Here is a 26,117-nt window from a genome sequence, read left to right as displayed (position 1 = left end):
GTAACTTTTCTACATTATCGTCCCGTTCACAATCGGCTCGAATGCAGTGAGTTGATCCTGGGATGTGGCATTGCCCAGACTGTGATTGGGGAAGCGGCTGGCAAATTGGCTTTGCTCTCCGTGCAGGGCCATGTAGTTGAGCCAGACGGTTTCAGCCAGCAAGTTCACGTTGTTAGCGGCCGGGCTGCCAGCGGTTTCCACTGAAGCATCCGGGCGCATCCAGCCGAGCTGCTGCTGGCCGTTGTTGAGACTGGGCCGGCTGGCCGGGTTGTAGACCAGTATGAAGGAAGCGGCGGTGGAGGAATTGTCACCGGTCCATTCACCTTTGCCGCGGCCGTTCACCGAATCATCAATGCGCCCGTTGCTGGCCACAGAGCCATCGCTGAACACATACAGCATAATGGGGACACCCTTGCGGCGGGCATATTCGAGGCAGGCGCCCATGCAGCGCCCGGCGCGCAGGTCGCGCAGTTCGCCGGTGGCACGCTCGCCGGTGTGATAATCAAAGCCGCCCATGGAAATACAGCCTGCACCGGCATAGCCGTTGACCACCAGCTTCATGATGGAGGCGGTCTTGGCAAACTCTCGGTCATTCAATTCGTTGGCAGAAAAGATCGACAGGATATCCAGGTCTTCCTCCACATCCAGCGGGGTAGGATCACCATAACGGTCAGTGATGTCCGCTGCTTCCACATAACCACAGCGGAGCAGATCGCGCAGATTGCTGCGCCGGTTGGCGTCAGTGAGGCCGCTGTCGATGCGGTCGATGCGTTTGTGGCTTATGCGGGCAATGGATTCCATCACTGAGGTGGCATCTTCCGGACTGAGCAGTCCTACCAGTTTGCCGGTATCCACCAGACCGGTTACATCGGAAAAGCGATCAATCTTGGTGGGGCGAGCGGATGCAACCACTGAGCCATCCGGGGCCAGTGAGTTGCCCCCGGACAGGGAGCTGCGCGAGCCAATCAGTGACATCAGCTCGCCGTCAGCACCGGCGGTAAAAATCCCGTACATGGGATTGTGCGGGTTATTGGCGGTGTCGTTTTCCGAACGGGCTGGGATAACGCAACCATTCACATTGGGTGCTGCCGCCGAGGCCTTTTCCATGATGCCGCGAAGGAAGGCGGAATCGCTGTGGAAGGCCAGGCCGAGATCACGATTCACCAGTCCGGGATTATTGTTGGGGGCCAGGTTGCCAGGCAGGCCCAGTTTGGAATAGCCCGCGCTGGACAGAAAATCTTCCTGTCCGCCTTGGCCGCCCACCAGGACATTCGAACCGGAAATGTTGGCCCCGCCGGCCAGATCGAAACAGATAAACGGGATCTTGCCGGCACCGTCTGCCACGATGCCGCAGTCCGTCTTGATGGTTTCCAGATCGGAGGACAGGGCGGCCATGGCTTCCCGGGGGTTACTGAACAGGCCGAACATGCCGACCGTGCCGAAGGCAACGCCGCTGACCAGACCTCGACCCAGCATATCGCGACGGGTCACCGGTTTGCCGTGGCCCAGATTCAGAAGTGGGGCGTCCGGATGCAGGGGCTGCTGACGTTTTTTGGAAAAGTGTCGCTTGATCATCATGTTCCCCCTTATTGCACCAGCATGGATGCACTGCCCAGTACGGTGGCGCAGGCAGCCTTGGTGGCGGTAGCGGTGCGTTCCGCGCAGTTGCTGCTGCACTGGGTCAGGTTGGTATCGAACAGCAGATGTTCCAGTTCATCGCCAACTTCTGCGCGCAGCGGCTGACGTGCCTGGCCGTTGCCGATCATGCGTTCAAACAGTGGATCAATCACTCGATCCCGCCATTGCTGTTCGGTAATGGTCGTCACGTCGCTGTTGTAATTCATGGACGGGAACAGCGGTGTAATGCTCGGGTCGTTGCTGCGCTCTGCTTCCACCAGTGCGTTGCAGTATTCAATGGCCAGCTGGGCGATGCCGATCTGATGGGCAGTGAGAAAGGCTTCGATGTTTTCTTCGCTGGGCAGCTGTGTGCGCAGGCGCTGGTAGGTATCCGGGATCTCGCCACGGGTTTCAGGGACTCCGGTGAGTACGCTCATGGTGGCGTTGATTTCGGCAAAATCACGCAGGCCCACTTCTGGCTGTTCACCGTATTCGTTGGCGGCGAGAGGCAGAGGGGTGGGTTCGGTAAAGACATTGGTGTGGCTGCCCAGACGCTCGAAGGTGAGGAAAAACTCGTCATTGTCCTGGCCTTGCTCTACCGGTAGCAGGGTGCCCAGCCGTGACAGGGTTTCGCCCTGGCTGCTGTAGCCCTCGCCACCGAGATCAGTATCCAGTGGCGCAAACGATTGCCCCACCTCCGGGACGCGACCGTTGATGCCAATGCGCAGGCCTTCCATGGGGGTGTTGCTGTCTACGGTTTCTTGTTCCAGGTTGATGAAGTAGGGAGCCGCAAACAGATAGCTGTAGTTATCGAAGCGCGAGACCTCAAACACCACATAGGCACCGGGCTGGTTAATCAGATGTCCGATGTAGAATGGCAGGAAGAAGCGTTCACCGACACCGGCGGCAAAGTTGGTTTGCACCTGCTGGGCCGTGAGGGCGCGATTATGGATAGCGGCAAAACGGATCACGCCTTCCCAGGGGTGATCATTGGATGCTTCGTTGCCCATGATCAGCGCGAAGGTTTCGTCCCAGGTATTGAGCAGGCCGGGAGTGGCCGGGTCCTGGGTGGGATGTAGCTCGCCATTGATGTAGAGACGGCGGCCGTTCACGGGATCATAGGTGACGGCAATATGTTGCTGGCTGGCCTGGAGAGGCATGTCATCGGTTGCCAGGATCGGTTCGCCGTTAAGATCTGTGGATTCACCAGTGCGCTGATACACCACAAAGTCGCTGTCACTTTGTGCGAGTGTCAGGTTGCGCGTGTCGGGGCCGGCCGAATAACTGATGATGTGGGCGTTATCCTGACCTGTGCTGACCGGTGTGATCCAGGCTTCCAGCGTCAACTCTCCGGTGGCCTGAATCATGTCGCTGAGTTTTTTGCTGGTCAGGGTGCTGCCCTGGGCCTTGCCGCCATTGAGGCGAATGCCCCAGCCGCCTTCCCAGGCCACATCGCCGACAAACTGCAGATTGATTGCCGGATCGACCCCCGAGGTGTCATAGGCAACCGTGCCTTCCCCAGTTTTGAATTCGTAGCGGGCAATGACGTTGCTTTCATAGCGGCCGCCACCTGCTGCCAATGTGCCATCGCCCACATTCAGGGCCTTGCTGAGAACCAGGTCAGGATCGGGTGCGGTGGCAGTAATGCTGTTGGCCATGACACGAATGGCATCTTCCATGCTTTGCGCGTCGCTGCTGCAGTCACTCCAGCAGTTGTGGGCATCTTCGCGAAGCCGTTCGACCAGACGACTGAGTTCCGGTTGGTTCAGATCTATTTTGCTCTGCGCCGCCGTGTAGGCTTCGTTCACATCGTCAGAAGCGATATAGGGGCTTTGTGGTGTGCTTGCATCGCTTTGGTGGCAGTCAGAGCAATAATCATCCAGCAGTGGATAAACATGGGTCTGGAACAGGCCTGGATCGGACGGGAAATTTTTGCTGTTGCCCGGTTCCTTGATGGGAGGGGCGGTGATTTCCGTGGTGCCGCCGCCGAGCCCCAGGCTTTCTCCTGCCCACGCACTGATCCAGGTGCTGATCTGATCTGCGCATACCTGAGGGTTGCTTTCCCAGCAGTTATGACCGCCCGCGACTTTCTGCACCATCTGAGATGCCGAAGGTTGATTCAGGTTGATCAACGGATTGGCTGCGGCATACGCCGCGTTGATGTCCCCGGTCTGTACAAAACCGGGTTGTTGGCTGCGGTGGCAGGCGCCACAGCGCTGCTCACTGACCAGGTTATTCCAAATGTAGATTTTGAATGCGGACACATCGCTGTTACGTGGTGCCGGCCCTTGATAGTTGGTTTGGTCGCCTCCGCTGGGTGGCGGATTGTTCTCTGTGCCGGCACCGCTGCTGCTACCGCCGCATCCGGCCAGCAGAGCGAGGGAGAGGGTGCTGATAAGCAGTCTGATACGCATCGCTTCAGTCCCCCATGCAGTAGGTGGCCGCATCAGCAAACAGGGTCTTCATGCGGTAGTTATCATTCTTGAAGGCGCTGGTCATGGTGGCCAGCTGACTGGTGTCGGCGCTGTCGGCGGGGCTGCGTAAACAAACAGCCTTGAACACTTTTTCGGCCTGGCAGCTGGCGAACACTTCGCTGTTGGCCAGCTCTTCGCCAAGGCTGGCGGCACCATTGCCGCTACCGGGGCGAGCGCCGTCCCAGCCCAGGTTGGCATTGGGGCCTTCGCGCCAGTAGTTGTCCCAGTGATCGTCCGGGGTGATATAGCCCCAGGGGAAGTTGTTACTGTTGATAAGGTATTTGCCCTGTACGCGAGTGCCGGTATCCGGGTCGTTGCCGGTGTTGTAGATCATGCGGCCACCATCACCTTCCTGATCCCCTTCCCAGTCGTAGTAGGCAAAGGCCTGGGCCAACGGGTCCATGCCGCTGTGGCAGCCGATGCAACTGTTGCGAAAGATACGGCTGTCGCCACCGGGGCTGCGGCTGACATCCTGGCGGATGCGGTCGGAGGGGCGGGTAGTGTCCTTGACCTGCTCCAGGTCGCGGCACATGTGATTCATCAGGGTGAAGCGCAGCATGGCCCGGTTGGTGCCCGCATAGAAAAAGGCATTGGCGGCCGCCCGAGATGTGAGTACACCGGCCACAGCTTGTGCCGGGGTGCCGTACTGGCTCACCTGGCTGGAGGGTTGTAGCACCGCTTGCAGGTCTGCATGGCTGGACTCGAGGTTGCGGTAATGGGCGTTGCTGTCTGCAGCTGCGGCAGGGCTGGCATTGCCCACATAAAGCAGGTCGGCAAACAGGATGCGGCGAAAGTCCACGTCGTCACGGATCACACCGATGACGGTGGCGGTGTAGTCGTTCAGTTCGGCGAACACGTCCTGGGCTTCATTGGTCCAGGGGGTGGCAAACTGTTTCAGGGTCACGCTATAGAACGCCGGATGCTCCATGGCCAGTTCTGCGGCGGCCTGGGCATTGTTGTTGTCGATCAGCGTTGCCATTTGCGTCAGGGTCGTGGCATCCGCCGGTACCCCTGCCAGGCGGTTATGAATACGCTGTGCCTGATCGCGGCTGTTGGCCAGACTTTGCTGACTGAGCAGTAGCATTGATGCTGCTGTCAGCACGATCCCCAAGGTGCGTCGCATTGGAGGCATCCCCTTTTGTTGTCCTTGTTTTCGACGAGCGGCAAGCCGGCTGTTACCAGTGTTCAACTGTGTTCCCTTTACCCGCTGTTATTCTGTACGACCTTCAGGGTGTCGCACTGTGATTGGTGCCCCAGAAATCTAATAATTTGTTCGCGATACTGACAGAAATCTAAGAAATACGGATGGGTGGGTGAAAATACGCAAATTTTCCCTCCTGTTGGGGCTGCTTGGGGGCTTGAGCGGCTGTGGCGGGTTGGATGGGGGAGAGCAAGGGGAAGATCCCTCAGTGACAGATGTGCCTCTGGCGTATGTGGAGCGTACGGTGCCAGTCGTGGGTATGGACGACGATGCACCGGATTCCCTGCAGGATCCGGCGCGCTTTCTTGCCGGTGCCAGATTGCTGGTGCGTGAGGGGGTCTCCAGTCGGGCGGTGGCGCGGGATGTGACAACCCCCTTGCTTGGCCGTGGCCATGATATCCGTGATTTGCAGGTCAGTTATGATGGCAGCCATATGCTGTTCTCCGCCCGTGCGCCTGAGATCCCGGATCTGGACGAGGATGAACAGCCGACATGGAATATCTGGGAGTACGACTTCGCCACGGGTGTTGCCAGCCGGGTGATGATTAGTGAGGTGCTGGCCGAACAGGGCCAGGATCGCTACCCCGCCTACTTGCCAGATGGTCGAATCGTCTTTGCCTCCACCCGCCAGCCGCAAACCCGGGCGCGGATGCTGGATGAAGGACGCCCGCAATATTATCCCCTCGAAGAGCGTCGCGATGTTCATGCGTTTGCCTTGCACGTGATGGATGCGGATGGCACCGGGGTGGAGCAGATCACGTTCAACGCCAGTCATGATGTTGCGCCATTGGTGATGGCGGACGGCCGTATCCTGTTTCAGCGTTGGGACAACAAGGACAGCGAAAACCGGTTTGATCTGTACCGGGTTAACCCGGATGGCACAGCGGTTGAGCCGCTTTATGGCGCCAATAGCCATGAGTGGGTGGGGGATGTTCGCCGTCAATTTCTGCCGCTTGGCATGAGCCCGGATGGCAAGGTCATCACCGCGTTGCGCACGGTGGAATCCCGTGAGCTGGCGATCGTACCTGCTGCACTGAATGTGGACGGCTTTGTGAATCGTGAGGGGCCCCTGCACGGGGTGGTGAGTGGCGCAGCCGAGCAGAGTCTTGATTTACCTTCCGCGCGTCCGGGTACCGCGAGTGCGGCAGGCTGGCTGGCCGATTTGATCCCCATGAACGATGCTTCTGGGCGTTTCTTGATGGCATGGTCTCCTTGCCGGTTGAACGACAATGGTACCTTGCGCCCGTGTACCCCTGACTATTTGTCGCGTGGATTGCCTGCTGCGCCACCCGCCTATGGGTTATGGGTGTTTGATCCTGCAGAGCGTGTGCAGAGGCCTGTGGTGCAACCCCGTGACGGACTCTGGATTACTGAATTGGCGGTGGCAACGCCCACTCGGCTGCCAGCATTGGCCTCGCTGCCTGAGCGCGAAACGGTGCTGGAGGATGCCAATCAGGCATTGTTGGATATTCGCAGTATTTATGACCTGGATGGTGAATTTTCGGGATTCATGGACCCTTTGCCTGCAGGGGGGGAAAGCTTCGCCGGATTCGCCGATCCGGGCACGGTGACTCCGTCACAGCGTCGTGTGCGTTTCCTGCGAGTGATCAAAGGGGTCCCTCTGCCGGGCAGGGAGGTACGTAATGTTCCTGCCAGCGGAATAGGGCGTCTGCCTGCTTTTGGAATGCGGGAAATTGTTGGTTATGTACCGGTGGAGCCAGACGGTTCTGCGCGGGTTCAGGTGCCGGCGGATGTGCCGCTGAGTCTTCAGCTGGTCGGTGCCGATGGCAAGGCTGTGTATGGCAGGCACGGAGCCTGGATTACCCTGCGTCCCGGAGAAACCTTGCAATGCCAGGGCTGCCATGGCGGAAACAGCCCGCTGCCCCATGGTCGGCAGCAGGGCCTGAATGCTTCAATCAATCCCGGAGCACCGCTCACCGGCGCGCCATTTCCCAATACCCGCACCGATGTAGTGAGCTTTGCGGATCAGGGGGAAACCATGGCACAGGCGTTGACCCGGCTTTACCCGGAGCGGGTGCTGCCGATGATGGATATGATTGCAGACGATGTGTGGACGGACCCGGCACCGGATCCTGCTGCTGAAGTGCAAATACGCTATGGCGGCCTGCAGACCGAGATGCCGGTAAGTGTGACCTGCCAGGGCGACTGGCAGCCGGGGTGTCGCGCGGTGATTCATTATCCTGACCACATCCAGCCAATCTGGGATCTGCCGCGTACGGCCTTGGTGAATGGCGTGGATAGCGATGTAACCTGCTCGCAGTGCCATAGTCGTCGCGATGCCAGTAATGCGCTTCAGGTACCGCCTGGGCAGCTGGAATTAACGGCCGATCCTGCTCCGGAGCAGCCCAATCAGCTCACCAGTTATCATGAACTGTTGTTCGATGACAATGAGCAACAATTAGTCAACGGGGCATTAATAGACCGTTTGGCTATTGTGCTCGATGACGAAGGGAATATCGTGTACCGCACGGATGACAACGGCGATCTGATTCTGGATGGATTAGGCAATCCCATCCCGCTTGTTGAGCCTGTCGAAATTTCGGCACCAGTACGCGCAGGACAAGCGCGTAACTCCTCTCGCTTTTTCGCGTTGTTCGAGGCTGGAGGAAGTCATGAAGGCTGGCTAACGGTGGAAGAGATACGTCTGTTGTCAGAGTGGATTGATTTGGGTGCCCAACAATACAACGACCCGTTCAGAGTGCCTGAGTAAGCGCCTGAGTGAGTGCCTGAATAAACGGGTACGTATCAAAATATCAGAAGGAAATGCGTCCACCGTGTGGTCCGAAGTTTATTTCAAAATGCTGCTGTGGGCGGTCTGCGTTGTTCTGGCCCCTTGGGCGTTGGCAGAGCCCGCTGAGGCCCCGCCGGTGCAGGTCAAGGTAGACACGCATTACATTGAGGTGCATACCGGCCCGGGGCGCGGGTATCCGGTTTTCCATGTGGTGGAGCGCCATGCTCCGTTAACAGTGCTCTTCGAGCGAGGCGGCTGGATCAAGGTGCAAACCGCGCGAGGTCAAATGGGTTGGGTGCCGCGCGAGGCGTTGCAGGAAACTCAGGATGGGACCGGGGCGGCTCCGGCGCTTCTGTCTTCTGCCGACGACAGATTCAGGAATCACTGGCATGTTTCCTTGTTGGGCGGTGCTTTTGATGGCGCCTCTTCATTGTCCGCTGCTGCGGGTTATCGCTTCACGGAAAATCTGACCGTGGAATCCATGTATACCCAGGCCAGTGGGGATTTCTCCAATAACCGGTTGCTGGAGCTGAATGTCCAGCATGAAATTTTTCCTCGCTGGCGATTGTCGCCGTATTTCATGCTGGGAACGGGCAGGGCAGTTATTGAGCCCCGTGCGACACTGGTGCGTCCTGAAAACCGTGAAGAAAACTATGCACAAGGTGGTGCTGGCTTGAAGTTCTATCTGGCCAGAGGCTTTGTGTTGCGTAGTGAATACCGCAGTTATGTGCTGTTCACCGAAGAAAATCAAAATCGGAATCTGGAAGAATGGAAACTCGGCTTTTCTGTATTGTTCTGAGCTTGCTGTTTCCCCTGCTGGCTAATGGGGAGACGTCGCAAGAGAAGGACGCCACGGTGCGGGACTCTCGCCCGGAATCGGTGCTGGACCCCCGTATCGAACGGCGGCGTATTACCGATGCAGAGATTGATACTGAAAATTTTGAAGCGGGTATTTATACCGGCCTGATTTCTATTGAGGATTTTGGCACTCAGCCTGTGTTGGGCCTGCGTCTGAATTATCACTTGTCGGAAGATGTGTTTTTCGAAGCGATGTTGGGGCGGGCCAAAGCGGATGAGACCAGCTTCGAAACACTTAATGCCGGCGTGCAACTACTCACGGATGAGGAGCGGGAGTTCACCTACTATCAGGCGGCGGTAGGCTATAACTTGCTGCCAGGTGAAGCCTTCCTGACACGAAACCGGGCTTTCAATAATTCGCTGTATGTTCTCGGTGGTGCAGGCATGACCGATTTTGCCGGCGATGAGCATTTCACCTTGAGTCTCGGGATTGGCTATCGCTTGCTGATCAATGACTTCACCGCCATTCGGGTGGATATGAAAGATCATCTTTTCAATCTTGATGTATTGGGTGATGACAAGCTGACACACAACTTGGAACTCAGCGCGGGCGTTAGCCTGTTTTTCTGATCGATGGGGAGCGAACAATGAAAACAATAACGACGATACTGATGGCTGTGGCGCTGATAGTTTCAGTGCCGGTGATGGCGGCAGAGGAAGGTAAGCCGGCACCTGGCTTTACTCTCGAATCTCTCGATGGTGCTAACGTCAAACTGAATGAGTTGCGCGGCACGGTGGTGTTGGTAAATTTCTGGGCGTCCTGGTGTGGGCCGTGCCGTACCGAGATGCCGCTGCTGGATGAGCTTTACCGCCAGTACAAGGACTACGGTTTTACTATTCTTGGTATCAACCTTGATGAGGAACGCAGCCGTGCCCTGAAGTTGCTTGATAAGGTGCCGGTGACTTTTCCTGTACTTTTTGATCCTGAAAACAGCACCAGTGAGACCTATCAGGTAGATGCGATGCCGACCACGGTGTTGATCGATCGTAATGGTGTGGTGCGTTATCACCATCGTGGTTACAAGGACGGGTTCATGGATAAATACGAACAGCAGGTCAAGGCGCTGGTGCTGGAATGACGATGCGGGTTGCGTTGCTGCTGGTGGTCATTTTACAAGCTGGATGTGCGGTCAAACCGTGGGTCAAACCCTACGAGCGTTCCCGGCTGGCTGACCCGGTGATGAATGCGGCAGGGCACCCGGTGGCAGAAAGTTATATGCATCATGTTCATCAGGCCCGGGAAGCCATGCGCGGCGCAGAGGGTAGCGCTGGGGGAGGCTGCGGGTGCAATTGACACGTTGTAGCTGGTGGCTGCTGGTCGGACTGTTCTGGTCGCAGAGTCTGCTGGCAGCCGTACTGCCAGAAGACCGCTTCGATTTCATGGTGCATAAATACGATGGCGGCGGCATGGAAATCGAAGGGCCGTCGGTGCTGGTGCGCAAATCGTTTGCGGACAAAGTGGCGGTGAGCGCCAATTACTATGTGGACGAGGTCTCCGCCGCTTCCATTGATGTGGTCACCAGTGCCAGCCCCTATACAGAGAAGCGAACCGAGAAAAGTGTCGGGGTGGACTACCTGCATGGCAAGTCCATCTATTCCCTGAGTTATGGCAGCAGTAAGGAAAATGACTTTGAGGCCAGTTCTGCGCACTTTGATCTCAGTCAGGATTTCTTTGGTGATCTGACTACGCTGCGGCTGGGTTATTCCATGGGCAAGGATGAAGTGTTTCGTACTGGTGATACTTCCTTTGCAGATGAAGCAGACCGGCAGCATTTTCGTATTGGCCTCTCGCAGGTGTTAACCCGCGATATGGTGGCGAGCCTGTCACACGAGCTGATTACTGATGAGGGGTTTCTCAATAACCCCTATCGATCAGTTCGCTACCTCAATAGCGGTGGAGGCTACAGTTTTCAGCCCGAGCGTTATCCCCGTACCCGCACCAGTGAGGCAACGACGCTGGCGGTGTCTTATTACCTGCCATGGCGAGCCGGTCTGCATGGTGAATACCGAATGTATGATGACTCTTGGGGAATTGATGCCAACAGCTGGCAGCTAAAGCTGATCCAGCCACTGGGTACGCGGTGGACCCTGGAGACGCGCTATCGCCGCTATAGCCAGGGTCAGGCGGATTTCTATTCGGACCTTTTTCCTTTCCAGGATGCCAGTAACTTCCTGGCAAGGGACAAGGAGTTAAGCGACTTCGAGTCAACCGTGCTGGGGGTGGGCGTGGGGATCCAGTTCAACCGGGCAGACAGGTACACCTTTAATCGTGCCGGGTTACATCTCTGGGTGGATCGCTTCCAGTTTGATTACAACAATTTCCGCGATATCCGTGTGCAAACCTTGCCGGGCGAAGAGCCGCTGTACAGTTTTGATGCGACGGTGACGCGGCTGCTTTTTACGGTGTGGTATTAAGGAAGTTTCGAGTGTCGAGTTGCGAAAATCAAAAAACATTTCGTTCAGAAGTGCGCGGGTAGTTTTCTATTCGACACTCGAAACTCGAAACTCGAAACTCGAAACTCGAAACTCGAAACTCGAAACTCGAAACTCGAAACTCGAAACTCGAAACTCGAAACTCGAAACTCGAAACTCGAAACTCGAAACTCGAAACTCGAAACTCGAAACTCGAAACTCGAAACTCGAAACTCGAAACTCGAAACTCGAAACTCGAAACTCGAAACTCGAAACTCGAAACTCGAAACTCGAAACTCGAAACTCGAAACTCGAAACTCGAAACTCGAAACTCGAAACTCGAAACTCGAAACTCGAAACTCGAAACTCGAAACTCGAAACTCGAAACTCGAAACTCGAAACTCGAAACTCGAAACTCCTAAAGCGAATCCGTCAGCAGGATCCCAAAGCTGAACCGGTTTTCGTAATCATCGTAATTGATCAGGGAGTCACCGTAGCCGGTAAACAGCTGCACAAGGCCCTTGAATCGTTTGCTTAGCGGAAACGAATAGTTGAGCCTGCCTGCGCCCTTGTTATCGGAGCGCAGGTTGTTGCGCACCATCACTTCAAGCACGTGGTTGCCGAAAGGGCGAGCGATTTCCAGTTCGAAGTTGCCCATGTATTTTTCGATGTCCGGATTGTCGTCTCCCTGAGTATCGAGAGGGTCGTCTTTTTCTGTTTCCGGGATTCGGTACCAGGGTTTCAGCGACCAGTAGTAGCTACCGGTGCGGGCGACGTAATTAAAGAAGATACGATTCCAGCTGCGAGATACCGGCACGTCCCGGCCATTGGATTCATGGCTGAAGCCCAGCGCTACCAGTTCAGAATCTACCGCACCGAATTGCCAGTCGACCGGTTTGGTAATAAAAATCTCCGGCTCGTAGTTGGTTTCACGGAACAGGGCAGATTCTTCCTTGTTGTACGCTTGCCAGTAAAAGGTACCGGTAAACGCCATCCACAGGGTGACATCATCCACCAGATCTTCCTTGATGGGCGCTTTCAGCGACAGCTGGAACAATACTTCGGTTGGCTGCAGCTCACTGTCGTCCTTGTCCGGGTCGTTCCACTTGCGGTTGGACCAGTAGCTGTACGGCATCAGGTAGTTGCGGCGATGGGGCGTAATCACAAAGGGGTTGCCGCTGGTGTTGCTCTCCAACGCCAGCCGGGCACGCAGTGCGTCCTCGTGTGCGCTGATTTTCTGTCCGTTTTCGCCTGTATCGCACCAGCCTCGCATTTCTTCCACGGTGACCCGGTTATCGGCGCTTTGCACACTCCGCAGCAGGCATTCATCACGACGTTGTTTCGGTGTCATGGCGCTGGGTGGTGTCCCCTCAGCAGGAACCGCCGCGTCTGCCTGTTCCTCTTCGGTGGCCGGCTCTGCGAGGGCGGCAGTGGTCAGGCTGCAGAGTACAAACAGGCCGAACACAAGGGCGCGTTGCATGAAGGCTCCTCGTTGCGGTTAGAGGTTGCTGATCTCTTCGTCACTTAGTGCGCGGGCCTGTTCTTCCAGCATGACAGGAATGCCATCGCGTACCGGGTAGGCCAGGCCGCTGGCCTTGCATTTCAGCTCTGCCTGCTTCTCATCGTAGATCAGTGGTGCCTTGCTGACGGGGCAAACCAGGATATCGAGCAAATTGGGGTCGAGCATATTCATGATTCCTTCATCAACTGGGCCGGAGTATAGCAGTGATAAGCGATGAAACGGTGAAGTGATAAACAGCCTGTTTAATTTTGCGAAATTTTAAGAAAGGCCAGATAAATCATAGGGTTTGTGGTGCAAACGGTAGTTTCAAACGCTTGTTTGACTTGCGGGTCACAAATAGCACTGGAGGCGTGCCGGAACGCTGACCTAAGATTAGCGTCCCAATGACCGGCGCGCCCGTGGCCCGCCGCATTTTCACTCTTTTGATTAGGGAGATTTGAGATGCCGGATTACAAGGCTCCCCTGCGCGACATGCGCTTCGTACTGAATGAAGTCCTGGACCTGGATGGCCACTATGCAAGCCTGGGTCTGGAAGACATCAACAGTGAACTGCTGAATGCTTTCCTGGAAGAAGGCGCCAAGTTCTCCGAAAACGAGCTGGCCCCACTGAACCGTTCAGGTGATGAGGAAGGCTGTGGCTTCGAAGACGGCGTGGTGACGACTCCGAAAGGCTTCAAGGAAGCTTACGCCAAGTACGTGGAAGGCGGTTGGCCAGCCATGGGTGGCGATGTGGAATTCGGCGGCCAGGGCCTGCCAGGTTCTGCCGGTATTGCTATCTCCGAAATGACGGGTACCGCCAACTGGTCCTGGAGCATGTATCCGGGCCTGTCTCACGGCGCCATCGCGACCGTGGAAGAGCACGGCACCGACGAGCAGAAGCAGGCCTACCTGCCCAAGCTGATCAGCGGTGAGTGGACTGGCACCATGTGTCTGACCGAGCCGCACTGTGGTTCTGACCTGGGCATCCTCAAGTCCAAGGCCGAGCCTAACGCGGACGGTTCCTACAACATCACCGGCACCAAGATCTTCATCTCTGCCGGTGAGCACGACATGGCCGAGAACATCATCCACATCGTTCTCGCCCGTCTGCCGGGCGCGCCTGCCGGCACCAAGGGTATTTCCCTGTTCATCGTTCCCAAGTTCCTGACTGACGGCAACGGTGGTGTGGGCGAGCGTAACGCGGTGACCTGTGGTTCCATCGAGCACAAGATGGGCATCAAGGCATCCGCGACCTGCGTGATGAACTTCGATGGTGCCAAAGGTTTCCTGATCGGCCCGGAGAACAAAGGTCTGAACTGCATGTTCACCTTCATGAACTTCGCCCGTCTGGGTACCGCCATTCAGGGCGTTGCCCATGCCGAGCTGGGTTTCCAGGGTGGTCTGAGCTACGCCAAAGAGCGTCTGGCCATGCGCAGCCTGTCCGGTCCAAAGAACCCGGAAGGCCCGGCGGATCCGATCATTGTTCATCCGGACGTGCGTCGCATGCTGCTGACCTCCAAAGCCTTTGCTGAAGGCGGTCGTGCGCTGGTTTACCTGTGTTCCCAGCTGGGTGACAAGGTGAAGCTGGAGAAAGACGAAGCGGCTCGCAAGGAAGCTGATGACCTGATGGCGTTGCTGACCCCGATTGCCAAGGCATTTGTAACGGAAGCGGGTCTGGAAGCAGCCAACCACGGTGTGCAGATCTACGGTGGTCACGGCTTTATCCGTGAGTGGGGCATGGAGCAGAACGTGCGTGATGCGCGTATCTCCACCCTGTACGAAGGCACCACCGGCATTCAGGCTCTCGACCTGCTGGGCCGCAAGGTGATGATGACCCAGGGCCAGGCCCTGCGTAACTTCACCAAGATCGTGCACAAGTTCTGTGAAAGCAATGCAGACAATGCCGACCTGAAGGAATTCCTGGAGCCGCTGGCTGCCTACAACAAGGAGTGGGGCGAACTGACCCAGGCCATCGGTATGCAGGCCATGCAGAATCCGGATTACGTGGGTGCTGCGTCCGTGGATTACCTGATGTACTCCGGTTATGTGACCCTGGCCTACCTGTGGGCGCGTATGGCGTCTGTAGCGCACGCCAAGCTGGAAGCGGGTGCGGGTGATGAGGACTTCTACAAGGCCAAGATCAGCACTGCCCGTTTCTACTTCAAGCGAATCCTGCCGCGTACTGCCGGTCACAAGGGTTCCATTGAAGGCGGTTTGGACTGCATGATGGATCTGGATGCCGAACACTTCGCATTCTGATTGATCCCGGTCTGAGACCAGAAAAAGCCCACCTTCATGGTGGGCTTTTTTGTGGCTGTGCGTTGGGTTGGGGGAGTGCCAACAGAATGAGCCTGATGGCGAAAGGCCATATGCCAATAATTCAGTTATAGTGGCGCGCAATAAAAAACGGGTACAGGGATGAGGGGGGAATTACCCATGAAGGCATTGATTGCACTGGCGTTGGTGCTGGTGGCCGGTTGGCTCGGCGCGACCTGGTATGTTGGCTCACAGGTAGAGACTCTGCTGCGCACAGAAGTAGCGAAAGTCGAGCTGCTGCCTGGCCGGGATGACCTGACACTGGTCGTGAATCACTATGAGCGCGGATTGTTCTCGGCGCAGGTGCGGTCCTGTGTTGTGGTGCAGGGTGAACTGGCGGAACTGGGCAAGGGCATCGACCTGAGCAACAAGCTGTGTTTCGTCAGCACGATCCACCATGGCCCCATCGGGCTTTCCGAGCAGGGGGTGTTTGTCGGGTTGGCGGCCACGGAAGATGCCCTGGATGTCTCAGCGCTACCGCCTGAGCTGGCTCCCGTAATCCAGCAGCTTTTCCAGGGACGCGCGCCATTGGAAGGTTCCAGCTTCTACGGGTTTGATGGCAGTGTTTCGGCCACGGTCCTGATTCCACCGGTGGCGCTGGATGCCCCTCAGGGCAAAGTGGTACTCGAACAGTTCCAGCTGGATGTGTTTCGCCCTGATCTCAGCGGTTATCCGGTCAATGGCTATCTGACCGTCAAGGGGCTGGAAGTGGTATCGCCCAGTGGTGGTTTCAGTGTGCCTTCCCTGACCGGCAGCATAGATGTGGTGGCGATGCTGGATGAACACCTGCCTCTGACCAACACCAATCTTCATGGCAAGGGGCTGAGCTTTAGTCAGATGGGCGTGCCGATGCTGGGCTTCGACATGATTCTGCAGGCCAGCAGTGAGGATAACGGGGGTAGCCTGAGAAGCAAGAGCGGGCTCTGGGCCGACAACATTACCGGTCCCATGGTGCCGATCCCTATGGATAGCGCCTATCTCGGGCTGGCTATCGAAGGGTTGGACAAGGCTGCCTTGATCAGGATCAATCAGCTCAATCAGGAACTGAACTCGTGGCAAACCTCCATGATGATCGATGGTTTGTCTGGCGATGAACAGGATAGGGCCATACAGGTGCAGGAGCTGCAGTCACTGGTTAGCCAGATGATGCAGGTTGCCAGCGAACAGCTGCTCAAGCCGGGTAGCAGTAATGTGAACATGCAGCTGTTGGTGGATAACGCTGGCAAGCGGCAACTGACCTTGGATAGCAAGACTCGCTATCTGGGGGTGGATGGCAAGAATGCGTCCTTTGAGGCGCTCACCATGCTGGATGAAGAGCAGCTGAAAGGCCTGCTGGATCTCTACCTGCGAGTGGATGTGGATCAATCCCTTGTGCCTCCTCCCTTTGTGGTCAAGCTGCAGGAGCTGGAAAGTGCCGGTTTGGTGGTTCGCAGTGACAGCAGTTGGCGAAGCTCCTTCCGTTCCAGTGGCGACCTGCTGCAGCTGAATGGCCAAACAGTGACAGTGGATGAGGTCAAACGTCGAATGGAGCTGCTTGGGCCGGAGGAAGATGAGACTCAGCAGGCGGATCCGCTGGCATCCATGCCGATGCAGTAAGAGGTGGCCCAGCCTTTGTCCTGAGGCCCTCCGGGAGAGGGCACTTAAGCTTGCAGGGTGCTGTAGGAGCGGCGCTTGAGCCGCGAACCGGCTTCCGGCGTTCATTCGGAGGCCTGGATTCGCCTCTCAAGCGAGGCTCCTGCGATATACCTCTAGGAGTCACTGGTTGCGACGGTCAGGTGCGGTTCCGGAAGCGGTTTTACGACGGAAGGTCACTATTCGCCGTTTATGTTGCCTTTGCCTGTGTGCGTTGCTGGTCGCATACTGAATCTTCATGCATTTACAGGGGCTCCGGGTAGCCGGGGCCTTGGAGAGCTGGGCCATGGTAAGGACACTGTGCTGGCGTTTTCTGGCAATCTGCTTTGTGGCCATCGGCATGGTTGGTGTGGTGGTGCCTGGCCTGCCGACGGTACCGTTCCTGCTGGTGGCGGCCTGGGCCGGAACCCGCGGCTGGCCTGCCCTGGAACAGTGGCTGCTTGAGCACCCCCGTTATGGGGAGCCGATTGTGCAATGGCGGCAGCATCGCGCAATCTCTCGCCGTGCCAAGTGTGCGGCATCCACCATGATGCTGATCAGTATCACCATCATTACGTTGTCGGGGGCGCCTACGGCCGTAAAGATTGCCGTTCCCTTGATGCTCTGTGTGACACTCTTGTGGCTCTGGAATCGTCCTGAGCCGGTCAAACCCCTGGTCGATAAACCTCAGGCGTGACTTTTCGGTCAGTGGCTGTGGCCCGGCGTTGCCAATCCTGGCATGAACGGTGAGTCACAAATAACCCTGTATTGACAGGCACTTGCTGCCTAAAATTTGCGCCCTGCCAATTTACGGGAGATGTGCAAATGGCGATCTATAAAGCGCCCCTCGAGGACATGCGTTTTGTTCTCAACGATGTGTTCAAAGCGGACGAGCAGTGGGCCACTATGCCTGCTACCGCCGAGGTAACCCGCGACCTGTCTGATGCCATTCTGGAAGAAGCTGGCAAGATGACGGAAGGACTGCTGTTCCCTCTCAACCGTAACGGTGACGAGCAGGGCTGTAGCTGGAACGATGGCGACGTGACTACGCCAGATGGTTTCAAGGAAGCCTTCAAGACCTTCGCCGAAAATGGCTGGACTGCCTTCTCCGGTAACCCGGAATTCGGCGGCCAGGGTATGCCGAAATCCCTTGCCGTACTGTTCGAAGAAATGATGCACAGCGCCAACTCCTCCTTTGCGCTGTACCCGGCGCTCACCAGCGGTGCGTGCCTGGCGATTGATGCACACGCGTCCGAAGAGCTGAAAGCGCAGTATCTGCCCAAGCTGTACAGCGGCGAGTGGGCCGGCACCATGTGTCTGACCGAGCCGCACTCCGGTACTGATCTGGGTATTGGTCGTACCAAGGCTGAGCCGAATGATGATGGCTCCTACAGCATTTCCGGCACCAAGATCTTCATTACGGGTGGCGAGCACGACATGACCAGTAACCATATCCATCTGGTGCTGGCCAAGCTGCCGGGTGCACCGGAAGGCTCCAAGGGCATCTCCTTGTTCCTGGTCCCCAAATTCCTCCCGGATGCGGACAACAACCCGGGTGAGCGTAACGGCGCGACCTGTGGCTCCATCGAACACAAGATGGGCATCAAGGGATCTGCCACCTGTGTGATGAACTTCGATAATGCCAAGGGCTGGATCATCGGTGAACCGAATCAGGGCCTGGCTTGCATGTTCACCATGATGAACTATGAGCGCCTGTCCATCGGCCTGCAGGGCCTGGGTTTGGGTGAAGTGAGCTACCAGAGTGCGGTGGACTATGCCCGCGAGCGTCTGCAGGGCCGCAGCGCCACTGGTGCCAAAAACCCGGAAGGTTCCGCAGATCCCATCATCGTTCACGGCGATGTGCGTCGTATGCTGATGAATATGCGTGCCATCAATGAGGGTGGGCGTGCCCTGGCCGCTTATGTGGGCATGCAGCTGGATGCCGCAAAGTTCAGCGAAGATGCTGATGTGAAGAAGAAAGCAGAAGATCGTGTGGCTCTGCTGACACCGATTGCCAAGGCGTTCTTCACTGATCGCGGTCTGGAAACCACCATCACCGGCCAGCAGGTCTTTGGTGGTCATGGTTATATCCGTGAGTGGGGCATGGAGCAGTTCGTTCGTGACTGCCGTATTTCGCAGATCTACGAAGGCACCAACGGTATCCAGGCGCTGGATCTGGCGGGTCGTAAAGTGGCACGTAACGGCGGCAAGTCTGTCGATGCCTTCCTGGCAGATGCCCACGCCTGGCTGGACGCCAATGCCGGCAATCCACAGCTTGCTGACATTCTGGAGCCGGTGAAAGCCGCCCTGAGCCTGCTCAAGGACGCGACGGCTGAACTGCTGGCTCAGACGGGTGAAAACCCGGATGCCATCAACGCTGGTGCCGTGGAATATCTGGATATCTTCGGTTATGCCCTCTACGCCTGGTTGTGGGCGCAGATGCTGGCGGCCACCGATGGTCGTGATGATGACTTCGCCAAGGCCAAGCGCATCACCGGGCAGTACTACTTCCAGCGTTTCTTGCCCAAGGCCCAGGCCTTGCTGGCGCAGCTGAAAGGCGGTGCGGCAACCCTGATGGAGCTGGACGCAGACTTGTTCTGATAAGTCGACGCTTCATGCAGCACGCAACACGCTGCCAGCCAAAAAACCGCACCCTGGGGGTGCGGTTTTTTTTTGCTTCATCACCGGTTAGCGTTTCAATCCTGGCTCGGCGCATCGCGGCGGAACCGCCGCTCCCACAAAAGCGGCACGCACGCCAGAAGGCTACCCCCCTGTGGGAGCGGGCGTTCGACCGCGAAACAGCGCTTCAATCATGGTTGGCCGGTATAGTCAGGGCGAGCATGGTGGCCAGGAGGCGCTTCAGGTTTTCGCGTGGCAGCCTTTTCGCTGCAGACTGGAGCAGGCTTCCTGCCCGCGAACCCGCAAAGAACCTTTTGGGGCTGCCCGTATTGGTGTGCAGACACAGTAGCTGCGTTTTACGGAAACTGCATGTTCAAGGGTGAGGAGCCCTTCAGATTGTCCGCCTTGCCTGGATCATCAATAAATGGGTTGCGATTCCCCTGAAAACGCTCAATTTCATTGTTTCTGCGCTTTTCTTCGTCATCCACCGGATCTTCACGATTCCAGCGTTGATACATTTCAAGGGTGCCAATCAGTGGCAGGTCGTAGCGGTCGTAAAGGTAAAGCATGGCTCGGGCAATATCGCCTTTGGCGTGCTTTGGGGGCTCAAAAACCTGGAAAGATTGTTTGTAGCCACATTCGGTATCGGCGGTAAGGTTGGCGGGTAGATCGCCAAACAGGGTACGGCGGCGGACCAGCTCTGCCTTGGTGGTGACAGGGAACCGGGTATGCCGGTCTTGCTGAATCTCGGTGAAATCCTTGTTGCCACGGCACAACCGACCGCTTCGGCAACCAAAGTGTTTTGCCAGACGACGTTCATCATAGATTTCTTCTACGGACACGCGACTGTCTTTGTGGAAAGGCTCCTGGCAGTACAGCGTCTTGCCACCTTCCGGATACAGCTGCTGGAGAAAGAGGTCGTCCGCACTGTCAGCGAAGCTGGTTCCAATCAGCAGAAAAATAGCCGAAAGGCCCAGTGAAACTCTGTGCATATTGTGATCCCTGTCACATTTATTGTCCCCATGTTAGCCCCCAAGGCCCGGGTGACAGATATCTATAATGTATACGCTATGGATAGGCGGCGCCAATTAAAGGATAAGTGGTTGTTAGACAATGCCGGCGAGTAAGGCTGCTTGAGGGGCATGCGCATTCATTTTCTATATTGCTAACCAGAGAATCGATTTTAAGGATTGAATTCGATTCATTTTAACCGCCTCCGGATCCTGCTCTTTTTATTAAAAGATAAAATAGAATGCCGTTCATTTTTAATAATGATTTTTCTTGCCGGGTTCTGAAAGTGTCCGTGGCTTTTGATGGGCATTTTATTTGTTAGGAGGGTGAGGTTTTAAGATTTTTTTTATATATAAAAAATTTTTGAACTAAATTCTTATCGAGTTTCATGTTGGATAGATACCAAAATACCGGGGAACTGGTCGGGTTTGTTACAGGTTTAAAAAAACCTTTTTTATCAGTGGGTTGATGCTGACCTGGTTGTGGATACCTTATTTGGTGTATGCGCAACATGTTGTTTTTTATAGAAAACAAAATTAGTCATTTTGGTTAATAGCCGAAAAGATAATTAGCGTGTTACAGAAAAAATAATTTCCGAAACATCAAAGTTGTTTCTAACAAAATTCCTTCAGGTGATGATGGGTTTGTTCGCATTGTTTGTGTGATACGGTTTGCAAAGACCGACATTTTTACAGTGCGGTCATCATGGAGAAAACAGTGTCTGGAGGACAGATCATGAAGAGCTTGATTACTCGTTTCCTGAGAGAAGAAGAGGGGGCCACCATGGTGGAATACGCCATCATGGTTGCGTTGATTGCAGTGGTGGCCATTGCTGCGGTTGTGGTGATTGGGGAAGAAACCAATACCGCGTTTGAGACTGTCGGCACTACGCTGCAAGACAATGCGCCTGAAGCGCCGGCAGCTGGTGGCGGTGGCTGATCAATGAACTGCTTGTCGTCTTCTCGGAGTATTCCGGGAAGGCGACAGGGAGGATTCCATGTTATGGGTTTGGGCGGGTTCCCTGATAGTACTTGTGAGTGCGGTCTACTTTGATGTGAAAGAGCGCCGCATTCCCAATCGTCTGATTATCTTGTCTTTATTGGTTTTTCCCGCCCTGGTTGTTTTGAGTAATGGTTTTTCCTTCGACATTATCAAGGCTCACTTGCTGGCGGCTTTGATCGTGTTCTCGGTCGGGTTGGTGTTCTGGCTGACCGGATGGATGGGGGCAGGAGACGTAAAACTCCTGGGGGTGCTGGGAATCCTCTTTCCTTTCCATCAAGCAGGAATATTGCTGATTAATGTGGCGTTGGCGGGCCTGGTATTGGCCGGCGTCATCTGGCCTGTGGTTCGGTATCTGCACAATGCAGCCAGGCGCAGGCGAGCAAGGTTAACAAGTGCTGAGGTTGATAGCTCCGTGGCAATGGAGATAGCGGCGGAGCAGATAGAAACGCAGACAGAAATGCAAATCGAAACAAAGCGGGGACTTCCTTATGCAGTAGCCATTGCAGCGGGAGGAATAACGACTCTGATGGGTTTGTCGCCTCTGCCGCCATAACCCCGGGAAGGGAACAGAGGTGCTTAGCGGAAAAGGAGATTCCGAATGCAACTACGACCACTACTCATTCTGTTGATTGCCATCGTGCTGGGCGGTGTCACGGTTTATCTGGTGAACCAGTATCTTCAGCGTGAAATGACGACGCAGCGGGATGTAAAAGCCATTGCGACAGTGCCTGTCGTTGTCGCCGCCACGGATCTTGCCAGTGGCACCCGTCTTGATGATGTCCTCCTGGAGGTCGTCAGCTGGCCGGAATCCAGTGTGCCGGAAGGCGCTTTCCGTACCAAAAAGTCCCTGCTCACCGACGAGCCGCCTCTGATTCTGACCCAGGCAAAAAAAGGTGAGCCCATCCTGAAATACAAGCTTTCCCCCTACGGAGCCCGTGGAGGCCTGCCTGCGAAAATTCCCGAGGATAAACGTGCTATCACTCTCGCGGTAAATGAGGTGAGGGGGGTGGCAGGCTTTGTCATGCCGGGTGATTACGTGGATGTATTGAATACGTCCTCTCTGAATAGCCGGGACAAGAAACCCTATACCCAGGTGCTTTTGCAAAATGCCAAGGTGCTGGGGATTGATCAGCGCGCCAGCGAAACGGAAACCGAGCCTGAAATCGTTAATGCGGTGACCCTCTTGGTGACACCTTATGACGGCCAGAGGGTGGTGCTCGCTGCCCAGACTGGTGAGCTGAGCCTGATGCTGCGTAATGAATTCGATGCCTCAATTCTGGAAACCGACACGGTGACCTATAAAGACTTGATGGATGAAGAGCCGGTCAAGGCAACCAAGGTGGTGCGCCGGGTTCGCCGGGCCACGCCAGCCCGCCCCCAGGTGGAAGTGATCAGGGGGCTTAAGGTGGAAAATCAGACAGTCAAGGAAGGAGAGGTTCAGCAGTAGGGATGCATGGACCTGATATAGCGTTTTCACGGAGGAAGGGATAATGAGCAAGTTGTTGAGCTTAGGCGATAGATACCCAGCCTATGGCTTGTGCCTGATCACGTTGATGTTGATGGCACTGGTCGCGCAGCCCGCGCTGGCTGAAGAACGTTATGAACTCCAGTTCAGTGATGGCTTGCAGAAGGAAGAGCTGACGCTGTCACTGGGAAAGTCACAGATGATCTACTCTCCCTCTCCGCTGGATCAGGTGGTGATCGGGAATCCGGCCATTGCAGACATCAAGTTGTTGTCTTCGCGCCACGTGTTGATTCTTGGTCTGAAACCCGGGCATACCAACCTGGCATTCCGGGACAAGAACAGAAATCTGGTGGCGCTGATGGATGTCATCGTGGGTTATGACGTGGATCAGATGAAGCGCAGGATCTACGAGATGATGCCGGAGGAAGAGGGTATTCAGCTCAGGGGCGCAAACGATCAGATCATTCTTTCCGGCAAGGCCTCCAGCCCGATGGCCATGCAGCAGGCCTTGTCGGTGGCGCAAAGCTTTGCCCCTGCAGACAAGGTGGTTAACTTGATGCAGGTGGGTGGAGGAACCCAGGTGATGCTGGAAGTCCGGATCGCCGAAATCAAACGCTCCTCTCTCCGTGAGCTGGGCGTCGGGCTAACCGGCTTTAACGAAATGGGAAGTGGCCAGAACCTGATTGTCGGGACGGGCATTGCCCCTAATAACGTACCCTTCCTGGGCTCCATCTTTACCGATACTTCGCCGGGTATCTTTGGCTTCAACTATGCCGAAGTCACCTTGCAGGCGCTGGAGAGAGATGGCCTGGTGAAAGTGCTGGCCAAGCCTAACCTCACCGCCCAGTCAGGCCAGGAAGCCAGTTTCCTGGCAGGTGGTGAAGTCGCCATTCCTGTAGCACAGGATTCGGATGACAACGGCAATGCCACGATTACCGTGGAGTACAAAGAATTCGGTGTCGGGCTCAAGTTTGTTCCTACGGTGCTTTCCGACAACAACATCAACATCAAGCTTAATGCTGAAGTCTCTGCGATTGATTCCGGTAATGGCTTTCAGGCTTCCGGTTTCAACATTCCGGGGTTTGTCACTCGCCGTACTGGCACCACAGTAGAGATGGCCGATGGGCAGGCTTTCGCGATTGCCGGCCTGATTCAGGATGATGTGAATAACGCGATCAATCAGGTGCCCGGCCTCGGCAGCATCCCGATTCTCGGTGCCTTGTTCCGTTCCAGCGAGTACAAGCGTAATGAGACGGAGCTGGTGGTCATCGTCACACCGAAGCTGGTGACGCCACGCCGTCCAGACCAATACGCCCTGCCAACGGATGTCTTCATCCCGCCGAACAGCATTGATCAATACCTGTTGGGTTTCCTGGAGCACCACCCTACAACCAACCGCAACAAGGATGAGGAAGAAGACGAGCAGGAGAAGGTTGAAGATAGTCCATCTTCTGCTGAGCACGGTGGGCTGCACGGCGGCTTTGGTCACCAGCTGAGGGAGGTAGCGAGCAATGAATAAGTGGATTGTAGTGTTATTGGCATTGGTCTTGACGGGCTGTGTTCGTCAGCACTTTCGGGGTGATTACGGCTACAGCGTAGCCAACAACTCGGAAGTGCAAACCATTAACCCCGAAGCCGGCAACATAGACAGACCGATCGTTACTGGGCATGGCGCCAAGCTGGACGCCGGTTATACCCGCTATCTTCAAGACGATGGCACTGTTGAAGAAGGGCGAGTGGTTGAGGACGTAGGTAGCGATTAAGCAATGCGGCCTGTCAGTGATGGACAACTGAGGTGATGGCATGAAAAGGAACGAGCGCGGCGCTTACATGGTGATGATGGCACTGCTGATAGTGGTGCTGATCGGCATTGCTGCGCTGGCCATTGATGTGGGGCGATTACTGGTGATGCGTACGGAAATGCAGAACGCAGTAGACGCCGCCGCATTGGCTGCGGCAGCTGAGCTGGATACCAATCCTGATGCCAGGGCCAGGGCGAGAACCGCAGCACGCACCCTGTTGAGTCATCGGGCACGGTTTTCCAGAGAACAGGAACTTTTGGACAATACCGGGTTGCCGGACGGTGCGTTCGAATTTTTCTGCCTGATTGGCAGTGCCAGTGACCCGGATGGTTCGGCGCAGGCAGTGCGGGAACGCTTCTGCGATACCTCAACGCCAACGACAGCGGATGGCAAGCTGGTGGCAGTGAGTGATGCGGTTTCCCATTATGTACGCGTCACGCTGGACCCGGCATTGCTGGCCGACGACACCGACTACTTCACCGCCGATCTTATCTTCCTGCCAGTGCTTACGGTGCTTGGTATCGAGGTTGATACCTCTGTGTCAGCGGTAGTGACCGCACTGGCCGGGCGCAATTATTTCACCTGTACCTTTCCTCCCATGGCCATCTGCGATCCCTGGGAAGGTTCCGGGTCGTTCTTCCGGGATGAAATGCCCGTTGGCGGGGCAATTACCTTGCGTTCTCAAGGTGGTAACGGTGCCTGGTCGCCAGGGAATTTTGGTTTCCTCAGCCCGGAGACTGGCAATGGCGCGGATGAACTGATGCGTTTTCTGGCCGACCCGGATCTGGATGGTTGCACTGACAACGTTGTTGAAACCAATCCCGGTCAGGCCGCCCAGAAGACTCGAGCGGGGATTAATGTTCGTTTCAATGATTACCCTCCGGGCGGTGGTCCGAATGCCATGACGCCGGGGGATTATCCTCCTGCTCCGAATCTTTATGACTACTGGTACGACGATGAGGCCAGTAGTTGGGGGAATGGCTCCCTGATTGCGGACGTAGGTGGCAACCGATTCTTCGATACGGATTGGGAATGGTATGCAGACGAAGATGGCAGTGGGGATACCGGTTATTGGCTCTCCTACCACTCGGCCGGCTCGGAAAGTGGTTCCTGGGATAACAGTGCCGGGCGACCAACTCGTTGGGAGGTCTACCAGTACGAGCTGGATAACGACCTGCTGTCTCCTGACATGGTGATTTCTCCGGGTGAAGCGCCGGATGATGGTGATGCCAATGCCCCCGGTGACGTAGACAGACGTTTGATGAGTATTGCCGTGCTCAGTTGTGATGCCTTGGGAGTACGAGGTTCTCGGGAAGTCACGGTTTTCCCGAGAGATGGCTACGCGCAGATGTTCCTGTTGGATGCCTCAAAGGATCCTGGCGGTGGCGGCCTGGAGTTCCATGCGGAATATCTGGGCTGGGTATTTGGTAAAGGTGGTGATAACCATGTACAGATCCAGCTTTACGAATAGCAGGT

At 56.1% G+C, this 26,117-nt stretch carries 22 protein-coding genes; 16 read left to right on the top strand and 6 right to left on the bottom strand.

All coding sequences use genetic code 11. The features are described from left to right. Positions 1–9: 9 nt before the first annotated feature. Genes Y5S_RS11545 through Y5S_RS11535 form a run of 3 tightly spaced genes read right to left on the bottom strand, consistent with a single transcriptional unit; the run spans position 10 to position 5,214 of the window. Positions 10–1,578: a general secretion pathway protein GspF gene (locus Y5S_RS11545; RefSeq protein WP_231552676.1), complete on the bottom strand. Its 1,569-nt coding sequence runs from the start codon at positions 1,576–1,578 to the stop codon at positions 10–12. Positions 1,579–1,586: 8 nt separating this feature from the next. After that, positions 1,587–4,031: a LamG domain-containing protein gene (locus tag Y5S_RS11540; RefSeq protein WP_035233115.1), complete on the bottom strand. Its 2,445-nt coding sequence runs from the start codon at positions 4,029–4,031 to the stop codon at positions 1,587–1,589. 4 nt (positions 4,032–4,035) lie between these two features. Further along, positions 4,036–5,214, bottom strand: coding sequence for a hypothetical protein (locus Y5S_RS11535; protein ID WP_081939743.1), 1,179 nt, complete (start codon positions 5,212–5,214; stop codon positions 4,036–4,038). Between the two features lie 190 nt (positions 5,215–5,404). On the opposite strand from Y5S_RS11535, the gene Y5S_RS11530 reads away from it, so the two are divergent. The 6 genes from Y5S_RS11530 to Y5S_RS11505 all read left to right on the top strand — a co-directional run bounded on the left by Y5S_RS11530 (position 5,405) and on the right by Y5S_RS11505 (position 11,317). Next, the gene (locus Y5S_RS11530) at positions 5,405–8,023 is read left to right on the top strand and encodes an HzsA-related protein (protein ID WP_035233110.1); all 2,619 of its coding nucleotides are present in this window, start codon (positions 5,405–5,407) and stop codon (positions 8,021–8,023) included. Positions 8,024–8,087: 64 nt separating this feature from the next. Continuing rightward, entirely contained in the window at positions 8,088–8,843 is a 756-nt protein-coding gene (locus tag Y5S_RS11525) for an SH3 domain-containing protein (protein ID WP_231552675.1), read from the top strand. Next, positions 8,813–9,472 (top strand): outer membrane beta-barrel domain-containing protein, encoded by a 660-nt coding sequence (locus tag Y5S_RS11520; protein WP_035233108.1) that lies wholly within the window; start codon positions 8,813–8,815, stop codon positions 9,470–9,472. The genes Y5S_RS11525 and Y5S_RS11520 overlap by 31 nt, the downstream gene beginning before the upstream one ends. 17 nt (positions 9,473–9,489) lie before the next feature. After that, the gene (locus tag Y5S_RS11515; protein ID WP_035233105.1) at positions 9,490–9,981 is read left to right on the top strand and encodes a TlpA family protein disulfide reductase; all 492 of its coding nucleotides are present in this window, start codon (positions 9,490–9,492) and stop codon (positions 9,979–9,981) included. Next, on the top strand, positions 9,978–10,196 hold the full coding sequence (locus tag Y5S_RS11510; protein ID WP_231552674.1) for a DUF4266 domain-containing protein: 219 nt from the start codon (positions 9,978–9,980) through the stop codon (positions 10,194–10,196). Before Y5S_RS11515 ends, Y5S_RS11510 begins: the two co-directional genes overlap by 4 nt. After that, a complete protein-coding gene (locus tag Y5S_RS11505) occupies positions 10,187–11,317 on the top strand; it encodes a DUF3570 domain-containing protein (RefSeq protein WP_231552673.1) in 1,131 nt (376 codons plus the stop codon). Before Y5S_RS11510 ends, Y5S_RS11505 begins: the two co-directional genes overlap by 10 nt. Positions 11,318–11,732: 415 nt before the next feature. Here the strand turns inward: Y5S_RS11505 and Y5S_RS11500 are convergent, their stop codons facing one another. Together Y5S_RS11500 and Y5S_RS11495 are read right to left on the bottom strand one after the other, a co-directional pair. Next, entirely contained in the window at positions 11,733–12,794 is a 1,062-nt protein-coding gene (locus Y5S_RS11500) for a phospholipase A (RefSeq protein WP_035233100.1), read from the bottom strand. An 18-nt stretch (positions 12,795–12,812) separates the two neighbouring features. Further along, on the bottom strand, positions 12,813–13,001 hold the full coding sequence (locus tag Y5S_RS11495) for a Trm112 family protein (protein WP_035233098.1): 189 nt from the start codon (positions 12,999–13,001) through the stop codon (positions 12,813–12,815). A 276-nt stretch (positions 13,002–13,277) separates the two neighbouring features. Between Y5S_RS11495 and Y5S_RS11490 the strand changes: the two genes are divergently transcribed. From Y5S_RS11490 to Y5S_RS11475, 4 genes are all read left to right on the top strand, one after another. Next, the gene (locus tag Y5S_RS11490; protein ID WP_035233096.1) at positions 13,278–15,074 is read left to right on the top strand and encodes an acyl-CoA dehydrogenase C-terminal domain-containing protein; all 1,797 of its coding nucleotides are present in this window, start codon (positions 13,278–13,280) and stop codon (positions 15,072–15,074) included. Positions 15,075–15,251: 177 nt separating this feature from the next. Beyond that, entirely contained in the window at positions 15,252–16,727 is a 1,476-nt protein-coding gene (locus Y5S_RS11485; protein ID WP_035233093.1) for a DUF945 family protein, read from the top strand. 322 nt (positions 16,728–17,049) lie between these two features. Then, positions 17,050–17,439 (top strand): YbaN family protein, encoded by a 390-nt coding sequence (locus Y5S_RS11480; protein WP_035233205.1) that lies wholly within the window; start codon positions 17,050–17,052, stop codon positions 17,437–17,439. Between the two features lie 128 nt (positions 17,440–17,567). After that, on the top strand, positions 17,568–19,343 hold the full coding sequence (locus Y5S_RS11475; RefSeq protein WP_035233091.1) for an acyl-CoA dehydrogenase C-terminal domain-containing protein: 1,776 nt from the start codon (positions 17,568–17,570) through the stop codon (positions 19,341–19,343). Positions 19,344–19,717: 374 nt separating this feature from the next. Here Y5S_RS11475 and Y5S_RS11470 read toward each other — a convergent pair whose 3' ends face one another. Beyond that, positions 19,718–20,353 carry an endonuclease gene (locus tag Y5S_RS11470; RefSeq protein WP_035233089.1) on the bottom strand — a complete coding sequence of 212 codons (636 nt, stop codon included), beginning with the start codon at positions 20,351–20,353 and terminating at the stop codon, positions 19,718–19,720. Between the two features lie 754 nt (positions 20,354–21,107). Between Y5S_RS11470 and Y5S_RS11465 the strand changes: the two genes are divergently transcribed. From Y5S_RS11465 to Y5S_RS11440, 6 genes are read left to right on the top strand one after another with little or no spacing between them, the layout of a single operon-like run. Then, positions 21,108–21,311 carry a Flp family type IVb pilin gene (locus Y5S_RS11465; RefSeq protein WP_035233087.1) on the top strand — a complete coding sequence of 68 codons (204 nt, stop codon included), beginning with the start codon at positions 21,108–21,110 and terminating at the stop codon, positions 21,309–21,311. A gap of 58 nt (positions 21,312–21,369) precedes the next feature. Next, positions 21,370–21,927, top strand: a complete 558-nt coding sequence (locus Y5S_RS11460) for an A24 family peptidase (RefSeq protein WP_052041556.1) — start codon at positions 21,370–21,372, stop codon at positions 21,925–21,927. 45 nt (positions 21,928–21,972) lie between these two features. Further along, a complete protein-coding gene (gene cpaB, locus Y5S_RS11455; protein ID WP_052041555.1) occupies positions 21,973–22,821 on the top strand; it encodes a Flp pilus assembly protein CpaB in 849 nt (282 codons plus the stop codon). 43 nt (positions 22,822–22,864) lie between these two features. Further along, positions 22,865–24,358: a type II and III secretion system protein family protein gene (locus Y5S_RS11450; protein ID WP_052041554.1), complete on the top strand. Its 1,494-nt coding sequence runs from the start codon at positions 22,865–22,867 to the stop codon at positions 24,356–24,358. Then, positions 24,351–24,602 (top strand): hypothetical protein, encoded by a 252-nt coding sequence (locus Y5S_RS11445; RefSeq protein ID WP_035233086.1) that lies wholly within the window; start codon positions 24,351–24,353, stop codon positions 24,600–24,602. Before Y5S_RS11450 ends, Y5S_RS11445 begins: the two co-directional genes overlap by 8 nt. Positions 24,603–24,642: 40 nt before the next feature. Further along, entirely contained in the window at positions 24,643–26,112 is a 1,470-nt protein-coding gene (locus tag Y5S_RS11440) for a pilus assembly protein TadG-related protein (protein WP_081939742.1), read from the top strand. The last annotated feature ends 5 nt before the right edge of the window (positions 26,113–26,117 follow it).

The sequence above is a fragment of the Alcanivorax nanhaiticus genome, assembly GCF_000756665.1.
GTDB lineage: Bacteria > Pseudomonadota > Gammaproteobacteria > Pseudomonadales > Alcanivoracaceae > Alcanivorax > Alcanivorax nanhaiticus.
The sequence above is the reverse complement of the archived record's forward strand: the minus strand, read 5'-3'. Positions and strand labels throughout refer to the sequence as shown.

Coding starts and splice junctions, on each gene's coding strand:
- Y5S_RS11450 (WP_052041554.1), top strand. CDS start 22,865: ATGAGCAAGTTGTTGAGCTTAGGCGATAGATACCCAGCCTATGGCTTG.
- cpaB (WP_052041555.1), top strand. CDS start 21,973: ATGCAACTACGACCACTACTCATTCTGTTGATTGCCATCGTGCTGGGC.
- Y5S_RS11475 (WP_035233091.1), top strand. CDS start 17,568: ATGGCGATCTATAAAGCGCCCCTCGAGGACATGCGTTTTGTTCTCAAC.
- Y5S_RS11520 (WP_035233108.1), top strand. CDS start 8,813: ATGGAAACTCGGCTTTTCTGTATTGTTCTGAGCTTGCTGTTTCCCCTG.
- Y5S_RS11485 (WP_035233093.1), top strand. CDS start 15,252: ATGAAGGCATTGATTGCACTGGCGTTGGTGCTGGTGGCCGGTTGGCTC.
- Y5S_RS11495 (WP_035233098.1), bottom strand. CDS start 13,001: ATGCTCGACCCCAATTTGCTCGATATCCTGGTTTGCCCCGTCAGCAAG.
- Y5S_RS11440 (WP_081939742.1), top strand. CDS start 24,643: ATGAAAAGGAACGAGCGCGGCGCTTACATGGTGATGATGGCACTGCTG.
- Y5S_RS11490 (WP_035233096.1), top strand. CDS start 13,278: ATGCCGGATTACAAGGCTCCCCTGCGCGACATGCGCTTCGTACTGAAT.
- Y5S_RS11510 (WP_231552674.1), top strand. CDS start 9,978: ATGACGATGCGGGTTGCGTTGCTGCTGGTGGTCATTTTACAAGCTGGA.
- Y5S_RS11460 (WP_052041556.1), top strand. CDS start 21,370: ATGTTATGGGTTTGGGCGGGTTCCCTGATAGTACTTGTGAGTGCGGTC.
- Y5S_RS11480 (WP_035233205.1), top strand. CDS start 17,050: ATGGTAAGGACACTGTGCTGGCGTTTTCTGGCAATCTGCTTTGTGGCC.
- Y5S_RS11465 (WP_035233087.1), top strand. CDS start 21,108: ATGAAGAGCTTGATTACTCGTTTCCTGAGAGAAGAAGAGGGGGCCACC.
- Y5S_RS11545 (WP_231552676.1), bottom strand. CDS start 1,578: ATGATGATCAAGCGACACTTTTCCAAAAAACGTCAGCAGCCCCTGCAT.
- Y5S_RS11470 (WP_035233089.1), bottom strand. CDS start 20,353: ATGCACAGAGTTTCACTGGGCCTTTCGGCTATTTTTCTGCTGATTGGA.
- Y5S_RS11535 (WP_081939743.1), bottom strand. CDS start 5,214: ATGCGACGCACCTTGGGGATCGTGCTGACAGCAGCATCAATGCTACTG.
- Y5S_RS11515 (WP_035233105.1), top strand. CDS start 9,490: ATGAAAACAATAACGACGATACTGATGGCTGTGGCGCTGATAGTTTCA.
- Y5S_RS11445 (WP_035233086.1), top strand. CDS start 24,351: ATGAATAAGTGGATTGTAGTGTTATTGGCATTGGTCTTGACGGGCTGT.
- Y5S_RS11500 (WP_035233100.1), bottom strand. CDS start 12,794: ATGCAACGCGCCCTTGTGTTCGGCCTGTTTGTACTCTGCAGCCTGACC.
- Y5S_RS11540 (WP_035233115.1), bottom strand. CDS start 4,031: ATGCGTATCAGACTGCTTATCAGCACCCTCTCCCTCGCTCTGCTGGCC.